At 34.1% G+C, this 14,711-nt stretch carries 12 protein-coding genes; 10 read left to right on the plus strand and 2 right to left on the minus strand.

Annotated features, from left to right (window positions below; all coding sequences use genetic code 11):
* The first annotated feature begins 140 nt into the window (after positions 1-140).
* Positions 141-2,288: a bifunctional (p)ppGpp synthetase/guanosine-3',5'-bis(diphosphate) 3'-pyrophosphohydrolase gene (locus tag HYQ40_00340; protein MBZ6526202.1), complete on the plus strand. Its 2,148-nt coding sequence runs from the start codon at positions 141-143 to the stop codon at positions 2,286-2,288.
* A gap of 46 nt (positions 2,289-2,334) precedes the next feature.
* Positions 2,335-2,787, plus strand: coding sequence for a D-tyrosyl-tRNA(Tyr) deacylase (locus tag HYQ40_00345; GenBank protein ID MBZ6526203.1), 453 nt, complete (start codon positions 2,335-2,337; stop codon positions 2,785-2,787).
* A gap of 299 nt (positions 2,788-3,086) precedes the next feature.
* Here HYQ40_00345 and HYQ40_00350 read toward each other — a convergent pair whose 3' ends face one another.
* Positions 3,087-4,370, minus strand: coding sequence for an N-acetylmuramoyl-L-alanine amidase (locus HYQ40_00350; GenBank protein ID MBZ6526204.1), 1,284 nt, complete (start codon positions 4,368-4,370; stop codon positions 3,087-3,089).
* Positions 4,371-5,015: 645 nt separating this feature from the next.
* On the opposite strand from HYQ40_00350, the gene HYQ40_00355 reads away from it, so the two are divergent.
* The 3 genes from HYQ40_00355 to HYQ40_00365 are packed head-to-tail and all read left to right on the plus strand — an operon-like array spanning position 5,016 to position 9,057.
* Complete coding sequence (locus tag HYQ40_00355; protein MBZ6526205.1) at positions 5,016-6,341, plus strand: histidine--tRNA ligase; 1,326 nt, start codon at positions 5,016-5,018, stop codon at positions 6,339-6,341.
* The gene (gene aspS, locus HYQ40_00360; protein ID MBZ6526206.1) at positions 6,341-8,116 is read left to right on the plus strand and encodes an aspartate--tRNA ligase; all 1,776 of its coding nucleotides are present in this window, start codon (positions 6,341-6,343) and stop codon (positions 8,114-8,116) included. Before HYQ40_00355 ends, aspS begins: the two co-directional genes overlap by 1 nt.
* 47 nt (positions 8,117-8,163) lie before the next feature.
* Complete coding sequence (locus HYQ40_00365) at positions 8,164-9,057, plus strand: deoxyribonuclease IV (GenBank protein ID MBZ6526207.1); 894 nt, start codon at positions 8,164-8,166, stop codon at positions 9,055-9,057.
* Between the two features lie 65 nt (positions 9,058-9,122).
* Here HYQ40_00365 and HYQ40_00370 read toward each other — a convergent pair whose 3' ends face one another.
* The gene (locus HYQ40_00370; protein ID MBZ6526208.1) at positions 9,123-9,944 is read right to left on the minus strand and encodes a kinase/pyrophosphorylase; all 822 of its coding nucleotides are present in this window, start codon (positions 9,942-9,944) and stop codon (positions 9,123-9,125) included.
* A gap of 63 nt (positions 9,945-10,007) precedes the next feature.
* On the opposite strand from HYQ40_00370, the gene HYQ40_00375 reads away from it, so the two are divergent.
* The 5 genes from HYQ40_00375 (at position 10,008) to HYQ40_00395 (ending at position 14,705) form a co-directional block, all read left to right on the plus strand.
* Positions 10,008-10,460 (plus strand): transcriptional repressor, encoded by a 453-nt coding sequence (locus HYQ40_00375; protein MBZ6526209.1) that lies wholly within the window; start codon positions 10,008-10,010, stop codon positions 10,458-10,460.
* 281 nt (positions 10,461-10,741) lie between these two features.
* Entirely contained in the window at positions 10,742-10,915 is a 174-nt protein-coding gene (locus HYQ40_00380; GenBank protein ID MBZ6526210.1) for a 30S ribosomal protein S21, read from the plus strand.
* Between the two features lie 21 nt (positions 10,916-10,936).
* The gene (locus HYQ40_00385; GenBank protein ID MBZ6526211.1) at positions 10,937-11,380 is read left to right on the plus strand and encodes a GatB/YqeY domain-containing protein; all 444 of its coding nucleotides are present in this window, start codon (positions 10,937-10,939) and stop codon (positions 11,378-11,380) included.
* 123 nt (positions 11,381-11,503) lie between these two features.
* Positions 11,504-12,463, plus strand: coding sequence for a PhoH family protein (locus HYQ40_00390; protein ID MBZ6526212.1), 960 nt, complete (start codon positions 11,504-11,506; stop codon positions 12,461-12,463).
* 19 nt (positions 12,464-12,482) lie between these two features.
* Positions 12,483-14,705: an HDIG domain-containing protein gene (locus HYQ40_00395; protein MBZ6526213.1), complete on the plus strand. Its 2,223-nt coding sequence runs from the start codon at positions 12,483-12,485 to the stop codon at positions 14,703-14,705.
* Positions 14,706-14,711 lie beyond the last annotated feature (6 nt).

Consider the following 14,711-nt stretch of genomic DNA (forward strand, 5'->3'; position numbering starts at 1 on the left):
AATAAAGAAAAAAGCGCTGGATGTTGTTAAATAAATATAATTAGGTTATAATTGCGCTTATATTTTAAGAAGTGAGGTGAATAAATTTGCAAGGACAAGATTTATCAGCAAAAGATGTACTTGATTTGTGTGCGAAGTACATGAATGAGAGTAGTTTAGAGTTTATTCAACGTGCACTAGATTATGCAACTGAAGCTCATAAAGAACAATTTCGATTATCTGGTGAACCTTATATTATTCACCCCATTCAAGTAGCTGGGATTTTGGCTGAATTACAACTAGATCCTTCTACGGTAGCTACTGGTTTTTTACATGATGTAGTTGAAGATACGGATCGTACATTAGAAGACATCAGTAACGAATTCAGTGACGTAGTTGCTTTTTTAGTCGATGGAGTCACTAAATTAGGTAAACTAAAATTCCAAAGTAAGCAGGAAGCATTAGCAGAAAATCACCGGAAAATGTTGCTGGCAATGAGTAAAGATTTACGAGTAATTATTGTAAAACTTGCTGACAGATTACATAATATGCGGACAATGAAGTATCAACGCAAAGATAAACAAATTGAGAAATCTCAAGAAGCGATTGATATTTATGCACCACTAGCGGATCGATTAGGGATTAGCTCAATAAAATGGGAGCTTGAAGATATAGCTCTTCGTTACGTTAATTCTGAGTACTATTACTCAATCGTGAACCAGATGGACACTAAGCGTACTGAACGCGAATCTTTCATCAAAGAAACAATTGATGAGATTAAAATAGCTGTTGAAGAGTTGGAAATAGACGCAGATATTTCTGGTAGGCCAAAACACATTTATTCTATCTACCGTAAAATGGTAGATCAAAGAAAAGAATTTGATGATATTTATGACTTATTAGCTATCCGTGTTATTGTTGACTCGATTAAAGATTGTTATGCAGTATTGGGTGCTGTGCATACACAGTGGAAACCAATGCCTGGCAGATTCAAAGATTATGTAGCTATGCCTAAAGCGAATATGTACCAATCAATTCATACTACTGTCATTGGTGCGAGTGGCAAACCGGTTGAAATTCAAATCAGAACGAAACAAATGCATATGATTGCTGAGTTTGGGGTTGCAGCACATTGGGCATATAAAGAAGGCAAGACAAGTAAGGTTAACGAAGATGAAAGTATTAATAAACAAATGACATGGTTCCGTGATTTAGTCGAGCTTCAAGATGACGCTAAAGATGCAAGTGAGTTTATGGATTTTGTCAAAGAAGATTTATTCAAAGATCAAGTCTATGTGTTTACGCCTAATGGAGAAGTTATGGAATTACCAACAGGATCTGGACCCATTGATTTTGCATACCATATTCACTCAGAAATAGGGAACAAGACTATAGGTGCAAAAGTAAACGGTCGAATCGTATCTTTAGATTATAAACTTATAAATGGAGATATTGTTGAAATCCTAACAAATTCAAATTCCAATGGACCAAGTCGAGACTGGTTGAAATTTACTTCAACGAGTAAAGCTCGCAACCGAATTAAGCGTTATTTTAAACTTCAAGATAGAGAAGAAAATAGCGAATTAGGTGAAGACATCTTAGAAAAAGAATTAAAAGAATTAGGATATACGCTAAAAATATTAAGCAACAAAAAAATTGAAACAAACGTATTACAGCGATTTAATTTTAATACACTGACAGATTTATATGCTTCAATTGGGCTTGGAGAAGTGAATGTTTCGACGATTATTAATTTCTTAGATTTGCGTATTGAACGTAATGAAGAAGACAATCTTGATAATGACACAACCATTTCTAAAGAAGTTTCATCACGCAATAGCCAACGAACAGTGCATGAAAGTGGTGTGGTTGTTGAAGGTTCAGACAATCTAATGATTCGTTTAAGTAAATGTTGTAATCCTGTTCCAGGGGACGATATCATCGGTTACATCACACGTGGTCGAGGTATCTCTGTTCATCGCAAAGATTGTCCGAATTTATTAGCTGAAACAGAATTAAATGATCGATTAATTGATGTTCAATGGGATCAAGAGTTTCAACCAACCGAGGAATATGTATCCGAATTGTTTATTGTTGGTTTTGACCGTGCAGGTCTAATAAACGATGTTTTGCATGTTGTAAATCATACAGTGAAGAGTCTATTAAGTGTGAACGGGAAACGTGATAGAAATAGTACAGCTACAGTTTCATTGAAAGTAGCAATATCAAATACAAAGCAATTAGAAGATTTGATAAACAAATTAAAAAATATACCTGATGTATATGAAGTTAAGCGGGTTACTGGTTAATTGTACTTTGCTGTATTGAGATAAGGTAATTAGAAAGGTTGTTATGATGCGAGTTATTATCCAACGAAGTTTAAATAGTAATGTTAGAGTGGATGGAGAAATTATTGGTGAAATCGACCGAGGTGTAGTTCTATTAGTGGGAGTTACACATGAAGATACTCAAGATGATGTTGCCTATTTATCAAGAAAAGTGGCTAATATGCGTCTTTTCGAAGATGAAGAAAGTAAAGTGAATCTGTCTTTATCAGATGTTGGTGGAGAAATACTGTCTATTAGTCAATTTACATTATATGGTAACACCAAAAAAGGAAACCGACCTAGCTTTACAAATGCAGCGAAAGCTGACTTAGCTGACCAGTTATATGAAAAATTTAATCAAGCGCTAAGAGAATATGGATATAAAGTTGAAACCGGACAGTTTGGAGCTAACATGGAGTTAAAAATCACAAATGATGGACCAGTTACAATTTTACTCGATTCAAAAAACAGAAATTTATAAGTAAAAGGAAGTAAATGCGTTAATGGGCAATTACTTCCTTTTTTGGGGTGGCAGATTCAGTTCGGCACAAATTAGTACGCCTCTGGTCGACTAAATCAGAGATGGCTCTTTATAAATTAACAGCGGTGTCAAAGCATTTAGTGAAGAAACAAAATTTAAACCAGGCGCAATAGACGATGCAATTTATAGTTGGACTGAGTTTGTGATGAAATTAACAGAAGTGTTAGAAAATAGAATTTAATAAAAAACGACTTCATCTCATTTATTAAGAGATGAAGTCGTTTTTCATTGGATTAAACTTATTGATTATAGTAATTATATAAACCAATAATTATTAAATCAGTGATACTTTCGAGATATTCTTGAGAACGAATATAATCAATGTCTATACTATTGCTCATATAACCTAGCTCTAGAAGAAGACTTGGTTGATTATTTTCTCTTAAAACATGATAATTTCCAAACATAACATTATTGTTAGGTAATTCAAATTGCGAAAGCTGCTGATTGATACTATCAGCCAAATCGAAATCATCTTGATGGAAGTAATAAGTCGTTGTTCCATGCCAATCAGGAACAGGGGACGAATCATAATGTAGAGATAAAAATGCATCTACATTTGCTTCATTACTTAAATCCGTTCGCTCCTCTAAGTCAACAAAGCTATCATCCGAACGAGTTTGAACAACAGTAGTACCTAAAGCTTCTAATTTGGCTTGTAAAAGTTCAGCTGTTCTTAAAGTAACATCTTTTTCGTAAGTGATGTTATCTAAACTAATAGCACCAGAATCCTCACCACCATGCCCAGCATCAATCATTATTGTAGCTTCAGCTAGTGAGCCTGGATTCGTTGTACCGACATGCTCTAAAGAATCGCTTCCTAGTGCAGAGACACGAGATTCAATATAACCTCTGATGCCTGATTCATCCTCAACTAAGTAAAACTCTGTCTCGTCACTACCGTTAATAGTATCAATTAATTCAAATCGTTGATTAGAAGACGGCGTATAAATGATATCCGAATAAAGATCAGGCGCTGATAAAAATGCTTGATTTTCTTGACGTACTATCACAAGTCGATCTGCTGCTTCTAATTCTTCTGGAGTCATTTCATCCGGAAGGGTATCAGGTGAGGTCTCTTGTTCAGCTACAGTTTCTGGTATATCATCTTGATGGATTAATTCGACTGAACTAGTCGGTATATATCCATATTGGTTTTCGAATACAACTTGTAACCAACCATTGCTCTCAAAATTAACAATTAAATAAGTGCCTGCATCTACATCAGCTAATTGCTCAGAATCTGTTGACTGATCTGAATATATTGGTGATGCTACAAGTAAATGAGCAGCAAGGTTTTGATCAGTTAATAAAACTTCGCTCTCAAGTAACCATTCTGGAATCCAACCTTCAGTTGTTCCATTGTATCGAACGCGCAACCAACCGTTTCTCTCTGATATGACATTAATATTTGAATCCATATCCAAGGAAACAATAGCTTGGCTGTTTGTTGCTGGTTGACTTCTTAAAACAACAAATTCTTTATTAATAGATAGTAGTTCACCAGTCGTTAAGCTTAACACTGCAAGTGAACTAAATAATAATAGAATTAGTGTGATAAACGGTGGAAAATACTTTTTTGTGTATAGTCGTTTTAAGAATATATTGAAGGTATTGATAAAATCCCCCCACTCCTACTAAATTTTAAACATATTAAGGCTATTATATAAATTGTGTAACATAAATACAAATACGATTAACCTTTGTCACTTAATAGTAATATGTTTGTTATAAAACCGTTAAGTCCTTTTTTTATACGCTCATTATATGTCTGCTTGTATAAATTTGTGCACATTATTGCTTATAATAAAAGGATTATGTATTGCTACACTTTATCATATCAGATGAAAAAGAGTTTGAAAACGATTTAATTTTTTTCCTTTAAGAATTTAGTTGATTAAATTTTAATTAGACTCTATAATAAAGAGGTATTTTAATAGAATCGTTGAAGTAGCCAAGTAAATTTCTCGAATACAGAGACTTCTCATACGCTGAAAGTAGAAGAAGAGAAATTGAAGACACTATGGAGATGGACAATGCAAAGTTGTCCCGCTAACTACGTTACAGTTCTAAGGTAATAATATATATTGTTACAAATTTAGGTGGTACCGCGTTGAAGACGTCCTATAGCAACTTGCTGTAGGGCTTTTTTATATTTATGGAGGTAAATTATGTTAAAAAAACCAAAGGGTACAGAAGATATTCTGCCCATTAATATTGATAAATGGCACTATGTTGAAGACACTGCACGAGCAGTATTAGATTCGTATAATTTTAAAGAAATCAGAACTCCCTTGTTTGAATCTTTTGAATTATTTCATCGTTCAGTAGGGGATACGACTGATATCGTATCGAAAGAAATGTATGATTTTAAAGATAAAGGTGACCGTCATTTGGCGTTAAGACCCGAAGGAACTGCGCCAATAGCTCGTGCATATATTGAGCATAAGCTACATGGACCAGAACATCCTCAACCTTTAAAAGTATATTATATGGAACCAATGTTCCGCTATGAAAGACCACAAGCTGGTCGACAACGACAATTCCATCAATTAGGAATTGAAGTGTTCGGAAGTACAAATCCGGCTACAGATGTTGAAGGAATCGCGTTGGCAATGGATTTATTCGAAGAATTAGGATTGTCGAATCTATCACTTCATATCAATTCATTAGGTAAGCCAGAAGAACGTGATAATTATCGAACTGCATTAATAGATTATTTTACACCTCTTAAAGATCAATTGAGTGAAGATTCACAGAGACGTTTAACTGATAATCCAATGCGAATCATTGACTCAAAAGATAAAAAAGATAAGGTGTTAGTAGAAAAAGCCCCAATTATATTAGATTTTCTTGGAGAAGAAAGTCAAAAGCACTTTGAAGAAGTTCAATCTTTATTAACTGAATTAGATATTCCATTTACAGTTACACCATCAATCGTTCGTGGCTTAGATTATTATCAAGATACAATTTTTGAAATTCTGGCAACTGACGACTCAATTGGTGCGCAATCAACAGTGTGTGGTGGTGGGCGTTATGATGGACTTGTAGAACAATTAGGAGGGCCAAAAACACCAGGTTTTGGTTTTGGAATTGGTTTAGAGCGATTAATCCTTCTATTAGAAAATCAAGAAGTAGAAATACCCAAAACTGACGGTTTAGATATATTTGTTATGAGTTTAGGCGAAAAAGCTAATTCAATGTCATTAAGAGCTGTTCAAGCTGCTAGAAAAGATGGACTTGTTGCAGATAGAGACTATTTAAATCGTAGTATGAAATCTCAGTTTAAAACAGCTGATAAATTAAATACGACACTTGTGATTACTATCGGTGATCAAGAAGTAGAAACTGGAAAAGTTCAAGTTAAACATCAAGGAACAGGAAAACAGTCAGAAATTTCATTTGATGATTTAATGGAAGACTTTATTGGCGAATATCGCAAGTTAACTGTTGATACGTCAGCAATTGACAAATATTTTGGAGGTAAATACTAATGAAAAAGAGAACTACATATGCTGGATTAATTAACGAATCATTTGTTGATCAAGAAGTAACGCTAAAAGGCTGGGTTCAAAAACGTCGTGATTTAGGTGGAGTTATATTCATCGACATACGAGATAGAGAAGGATTCTGTCAAGTTGTCTTCAATGCACAATATATCCCAGAACAAATGGATGAAGCTGATCACTTAAGAAGTGAATTCGTTGTTGAAGTAACAGGAACGTTAAAACGTCGTGCTGATGAGCAAGTAAATCCTAAGATACCAACAGGCGAATTTGAATTATTAGCAACAGAATTAACTGTTCTTGCTAAAAGTAAGACACCACCTATTTATATTGAGGATTCAATTGAAACAGATGAAGAAGTTCGTTTACGTAATCGTTTTATCGATTTGCGACGTCCAAAAATGTTTAATAATATCCGTCTACGTCACCAAGTTACACAGACAATTCGTGAATTCTTAAACAACTTAGACTTTATCGATGTTGAAACACCTTATTTAACGAAATCAACACCTGAAGGTGCACGTGATTATTTAGTGCCAACACGTAACAATGCAGGGCATTTCTTTGCTTTACCACAATCACCTCAATTATTTAAACAATTATTAATGGGTGCGGGGATGGATCGTTATTACCAAATTGTTCGTTGCTTCCGTGACGAAGATTTACGTGGTGACCGTCAACCAGAATTTACTCAAGTTGATATTGAAACAAGTTTCTTAACACAAGCAGAAATTCAAAAAATTACTGAAGATATGCTAAAAGCTGTGGCGAAAGCTGCTAGAGGTATTGATATTACAGAAGATTTCCCAGTTATGTCATACCAAGAAGCTATGGATCAATATGGTTCAGACAAACCAGATATTCGTTTTGAAATGAAGTTAGTTGATCTTTCAGATTTTGCGAAAACAACTGATTTTGGGGTATTCAAAGGTGCTGTTGACAATGGTGGTCAAGTTAAAGCTATTAACCTCAAAGGCCATGCAGACGACTACACTCGTAAAACCGCGGATGAATTATTTAATATTGTAAAACCGTATGGAGCAAAAGGATTAGCGTGGACCAAAGTTTCAGAAGAAGGTTTCAATGGGCCAATCGCTAAATTCTTCTCATCAGAAGAAGACTATAAATATTTAACAAATGCATTAGGCGCATCTGTGGGAGATATTATATTCTTTATGGCTGATTCAACACAAGTTGTTGCAGACTCGCTTGGAGCATTACGATTACACTTAGGTGCCAAACATGAACTGTATGACCCATCTGAATTGGCATTCTTGTGGGTAGTGGACTGGCCATTACTTGAGTATGATGAAGACAACAAACGTTATGTTGCAATGCACCATCCATTCACATCACCACAAAATACTGATATCGAGGAATTGACTAATAATCCAGCTGAATCATTAGCAAATGCATACGATATTGTTTTAAATGGTTATGAGATTGGTGGAGGAAGTATCCGAATCCATACACGTGAAATGCAAGAGCAAATGTTTGAATTATTAGGATTCACTCAAGAAGAAGCTTATAGTCAATTTGGATTTTTATTAGATGCTTTAGAGTATGGATTCCCACCACATGGAGGAATCGCCTTAGGACTTGATCGTTTAGTAATGGTCTTAGCTCAAGAGCCAAATATTCGTGAAGTTATTGCTTTCCCTAAAACAGGGCGTGGATTAGACTTAATGTCACAAGCACCAAGTACAGTAAGTAATGATCAATTAAGAGAATTAAACATTTCAGTTAAAGAATCTAAGAAATAGTTTAAGTTTTATAGTATCTAATTTATTAGCATACAAGGAGAATTATAATGTATATAGGATCGCACGTTTCGATGAAAGGAAAAGATATGTTACTAGGTGCAGCACAAGAAGCTGCATCTTATGGTAGTAATGTCTTTATGATTTATACTGGAGCACCTCAAAATACACGGCGAAAAGATGTATCTGAGTTTAGAGTGGATGAAGCAAAGGTTTTTATGAAGGAAAATAACATAGAATTTTTTACAGTCCATGCTCCGTATATCGTAAATCTAGCGAATACGACTAAAGAAGGCTATCATGATTTTGCGATGCAATTTTTAAGAGAAGAAGTAGAGCGGGTTGAAGCAATAGGGGCTAGTCAGATTACGATGCATCCTGGTGCTCATGTAGGTGCTGGGGTAGAAGTTGGGATTAATCAGATTATCCATGGCTTAAATGGTGTTTTAACTTCGGATCAGAAACCGCAGATTGCACTTGAGACGATGGCGGGTAAAGGGACAGAAATCGGAAGAAACTTTGAAGAATTAGCGGCAATCATTGATGGTGTAACATTTAATGAGAAGCTATCAGTTACACTAGATACCTGTCATATTTATGATGCGGGCTATGACATTGTAAATGATTGGGACGGTGTATTGAATGAGTTTGATAAAATCATTGGTTTAGATAGATTGAAAGTTTTACATATCAATGACTCAAAGAATCCATTCAAAAGCCATAAAGATCGACATGCTAATATTGGTCAAGGATCAATTGGATTTGATGTTTTGAATTCAATTGTTCATCACCCTCAACTTAAAAGTGTTCCAAAAATACTTGAAACCCCATGGGTTTCGGTTCCAGAGAACGAAAAAGTTAAGGTAGCTCCATATAAATTTGAAATCGATATGTTTAAAACTAAAAGATACAACATAAGTTTAATGGAAGATATTTTAAAGTAGTCAAATAAAAACACTAGTACTTATCACTCTCTTAATGTGAGTGATAAGTGCTAGTGTTTTTTTATTTAAATTTTTTGAGGTAAGTTCATAAGTTCCATAACAATACTTGCAGATTCTTCTATGCTTCTATCTGAGACATTGATGATAGGGCAACCCAATTCTTCATATATACTATGAGCATAAATCAGTTCTTCATTAACGCGATCTTTAGAAGCGTATCTTGAACCAGCACCTAAACCATATTCTTGCATACGAGATTCTCTGTGTTTATTTATAACACCAGAACTATTAGTAAGGCCAATTATTTTCTTAGGATCGATTTCGTAGAGAATAGGTGTTACTTCTTTTTCTGGGATGAGTGGTAAATTAGCTACTTTATATCCTAAAGTACCAAGATACATACTTAAGGGTGTTTTCCCTGTTCTAGAAATACCGAGTATAACAATTTCAGCTTCTCGAAGTCCTTTTGGATCTTTACCATCATCATATGTTAAACAGAATTCCATTGCTCGAATACGGTCAAAATAACCTTCTGATAACTCGTATTGTGCGCCACTAATAGCAGAGGGCTCAGTGCCTAGCCTTCGGGCTATTTCTAACGTAAATGGCTGAATTAGGTTATAACATATTAAGCCTGTTTTTATACAGTACTTCTCTGCGAATTTAGCTAACTCAGCATCTGCGATTGTCATAAACACTAAACCATCATGTTCATTAGCATCTTCTAATATAGAATGAAGTGTGTCATGATTTGAAATAAAAGTATATTTATGTGATACTGTAGTGATAGAAGGGAACTGAGCTAAAGAAGCTTTCGCAACTTTTTGAGCAGTTTCCCCAATTGAATCTGATAAAATGTAGTAATGTAATACTGAATTGTCGTGCATATTAAATGACCCCCCCTATAAGTTCTTACATCATAGCATATTTATACAAGGAGACGTCAAGTAATGATTTATGAAACAATATCTAAAGAAGTAGAAAATAAAATACATGAAGCTATTTTAAGGTTGAAAGAAGCTGGTTTTAAAAACACCAAGAAAAGGCAAGAGATTTTGTCATTGTTTGCTTGTACTGACCGCTACTTAAGTGCTCAAACGGTCCATGAAAAATTAACTGAAAATCATCCCACAATGAGTTATAACACAACGTACAGAAATGTATACGATTTTGTTGAAGCCGGTATTTTGGAATCAACAGAGTACAATCAAGAACAACATTTTCGTATGAATTGTTTAGATCACGATCACCACCACCACCATTTTATTTGTACAAACTGTGGCATGGCTATTCCTTTAGAAACATGTCCGATGAATATCACACTTATGACGGATGATTTAAAAGATGTACAGATTAATACTCACCGATTTGAAATATTTGGATTATGTTCAATTTGTAAATAGTGAAATAATATTCAATTTATAAATTAGTTAAATAGTAAATTGACTGAAATTTGTTATTTTGATTTTCAATTTATGGCGTTAAAATAGTGATGTTATTGAAAATGAGAATAGTGAAACTCAATTTTGACAAAAGAAAATCTGTATATAATTAAATATAATCATGAAAAACTTTCATTAAGACCTTGCAAACACAACATTGTTTGATTATAATGTTACAAGAACTTTATTATTTTTTAGGAAAAGTGATAGGGTTAGAAAAGCTTGGGAGGAGGGGATTCATAATGTCTAAAACAGTAGTTCGTGATAACGAATCATTAGAAGACGCTCTTCGTCGCTTTAAGCGAGATGTTTCAAAAACAGGTACTTTAAGAGAAGCACGTAACCGTGAATTTTACGAAAAACCAAGTGTTAAACGTAAGAAAAAATCGGAAGCAGCTCGTAAAAGAAAATTCTAATTAACAGATAGGTGAGGCGAAATGTCACTAACTGAACGAATTAATCAAGACGTCAAGCAAGCGATGAAGGCTAGAGATAAAGAGACTTTAAAAGTAATACGTATGATAAAGTCGGCATTACAAATGGAGCAATTAAAACATTCTGAATCATTAAATGAGGAAGAAGAAATTACAATTATTGTTCGAGAATTAAAGCAGCGTAAGGATTCTTTAGCTGAATTCGAAAAAGCTGAACGACACGATTTAGTAGAAGAAGTAACTGCTGAGATTGAAGTTGTCGAGCGCTACTTACCAAAACAATTATCAGAAGAAGAGATAGAAGTTGAAGTTCAGAAAGTCATGGATGAACTTGGTGCGACTTCTTCAGCTGATTTTGGCAAAGTTATGGGAAAAGCTATGGCTAACCTAAAAGGTCAGGCAGATGGTAATCTTGTAAAACAAGTTACAAAAAAACTATTAGACTAATCTTTTTAAACACCCGAAAGGGTGTTTTTTCTTTTCTTTAAATATTAGGTGAGATAGTTCATTTTTAATTATATTTATGGTAATGTTAGCTTAATTACACAGAATTTTAAAGGAGCGTATTATTTGAGCGAAACAGATGCATTTTCACAAAAGGTTATTGTATCAAACCAAGATTGGCTATTGGCAATATTAGGTACACATGATAAATATGTTCAATTACTTGAAGAGAATTTTGATATTCAAGTAAGCAATCGAGGAGAAGTTATCACTATAACTGGTAAAGAATCAGACGTTGAGTTAACACGATCAATCTTTTTGAATTTAGTTGAACTTCTACAAAGAGGTATTACGCCTCGTACGATGGATATTATTACAGCAGTAAAAATGGCCAAAAATGGAACAATAGATTATTTTGTTAATTTATACGAGGAAGTTATTGGTCGTGCATACGATGGGTCAGCAGTACGTGCGAAAAATTTCGGGCAATTACAATATGTTAAAGCTGTTGAATCACACGATGTTGTCTTTGGAATTGGACCAGCTGGTACAGGTAAAACTTTTTTAGCCGTTGTCATGGCTGTTCAAGCGATGAGGGATGGTCGAGTTAAAAAGATTATCTTAACACGTCCGGCTGTAGAAGCAGGCGAAAGCCTTGGTTTTTTACCAGGGGACTTGAAAGAAAAGGTTGATCCATATTTAAGACCAGTTTACGATGCATTATATGCGATATTCGGTATGGAACACACAAACCGTTTGATGGAGAGAGGAATCATAGAAATTGCTCCGCTAGCATATATGCGTGGACGTACATTGGATGACGCTTTTGTAATATTGGATGAAGCACAAAATACGACAATTGCACAGATGAAAATGTTCTTGACACGTCTTGGATTTGGTTCAAAAATGATTATAAATGGAGACCAAACTCAAATTGATTTACCAAAAGGGGTAAAATCAGGGTTAATCGATGCAGAGCAAAAGTTAAACAAAATTAAAAAGATTAAGTTTAATTATTTTGATGAATTTGATGTGGTTCGTCATCCTGTTGTTGCTGATATTATTAGAGCTTATTCAAAAGATTAATAAATAGAGGGGGAGTGCAATGAACCAACAATTACGAAAACAGCAAACTGTTTTAGGCGTATTCTTCATTCCCTTAATTATTTTAATTATGTCAGTTTTGATATTTGTGATGGGTTTTACAGAGGTGCAACCTGAACAGTTTAATTTTCAGATAAATCAAGTTGCGGAAGAAACTGTTCAAGCACCAGTAACAATTGAAGATACAGAACAGACTGAAATTAACAGAGAACGTGCGCGCTCAAGTGTAGTAGATGCGTATGTTTTCCAGCCTGATATTCTAAATCAACAAGTTAAACAGGCTGAGGATTTTATGACTTTGATCCATTCGATTCGAGATAATGAATACTCCACACAAGATATTAATGGTATGTTGGAAAATAATAATTTAAGTGAATTAATTGATATGACTTCAATTGATGTGCAAAGAACAGAAACGCAATCAGTGCCATTCGGTCAATTAGATAGTTCAGAGCAATTGGTTATTTATTACGATGCGGTGTTAAATAGCGAGGTTGAGTCTGTGAAGGACTTAAACGAAACGTTATCGGATGAATCTATCAGCATTCTTCTGACTATTAGTAACAGCCAATTAAATGAAATGCAACAGCAAATCAACGACTTATTAACGAGTGCGTTGAGTAATGAAATTGAATCAACTGATTTGAATCAAATTATTTCTGATGTCAATATTTATATTAATGAGCTCAATATAGAAGATGAAAGCAAAGTAATTATTAGAGAGTTGATGCAAGAACTTATTGTACCAACAGTAGTTTATAGTGAAAGTGAGACAGAAAAGCGCCGACAAGAAGCTGAAAATTCTGTACAACCAAGCTATATTTTACAAGGACAAATTATTGCTCAAGAGGGACATATCATTAATCAATCTACGTATAGGCAATTAGATTTGTTGGGTTACCTAGACAGAGAATCTAATAATGATTTACTGATTGCTTTTATTGCTGTTATTATTATTCATGCTTTGGTATTGTTTTACTTTGTAAGAAAAGAGAAACCCGATGCATTACTCGATGTAGAGATAGGAACAAACATCTTAGCATACGGTCTTCTATTCACGATCAGTTTTCTCGTACTTAAAGTTCTTCATATATTGCAAATAAATGGCATTGATTATGCTATGGTTTTATTTCCAATTTATATTTTACCGATGTTATTAAAGCCGAGAACCAATATAAAACTAACATTGTTTTTCATCAGTTTTTTTAATTTATTTGCATTATTTATAACTCACGATGGCGATAGTATGACAGTTACATTTATAATTTCAATTTTTTATTTTTTTAGCTCACTAATATCAATGAGTTATCAATTATTAGTAAAAAATAAATCTTCTTTAAGACGTGGATTTTTTTATGCCTTAGCATTTCACGCTGTGTTTGCTATTCCAATTGTATTGATGATTAATGTCACGTTAATTTCTGAAACTTCAATTAATATTTTATTGTTTATATTATTTAATTTATTGATTACTTTTGGTGTCTATTTCTTTATTGAACCATATTGGCATAAATTACTTAGTAGTAAAGCTCCATTAACGTTAAACCAACTAGCCAATTTAAACCATCCATTATTGAAGATTATTGTTGAGAAAGCTCCAGGCTCTTACCACCATAGTATGATGGTGGCAAATATTGCAGCGAATGCTGCAGATTCTATCGAAGCAGATTCTTCATTAGTACGAATTGCATCGTACTATCATGATATCGGCAAAGTGTTACACCCATTATTTTTCGTTGAAAACTTATCTGATGGTATGGGCTCTCCACATAAAATGATTACGGCAGAGGAAAGTGCTGCAATTATTATTGGTCACGTTACTGAAGGAGAGAAGTTATTGCGAGAATATGATATGCCTGAAAGTATCATTAATATTTGTATGCAACACCATGGAACAACTTTAGTTAAGTATTTTTATCATCAAGCTAAACAAAATAATACCCAAGTAAACGAAGATTATTTTCGTTACCCGGGCCCAAAACCACAGAGTAAAGAAGCAATGATTATTATGATTGCTGACTCTGTTGAAGCAGCTTCCAGAACAATCAAGGATCATACACAAGAAACATTTGAAAACTTAGTTCAAAATATTATAAAAGGGAAGCTATATGAAGGGCAATTTGAAGAATGTAATATAACAGTTTCAGAGTTAGAAAAAGTAAGAAAATCGATGGTTCATACTGTTGCAAGTATGTATCACACTAGAATCGAATATCCAGATTAAAAGACG

The sequence above is a fragment of the Aerococcaceae bacterium DSM 111021 genome (assembly GCA_020112395.1).
Lineage (GTDB): Bacteria > Bacillota > Bacilli > Lactobacillales > Aerococcaceae > Ruoffia.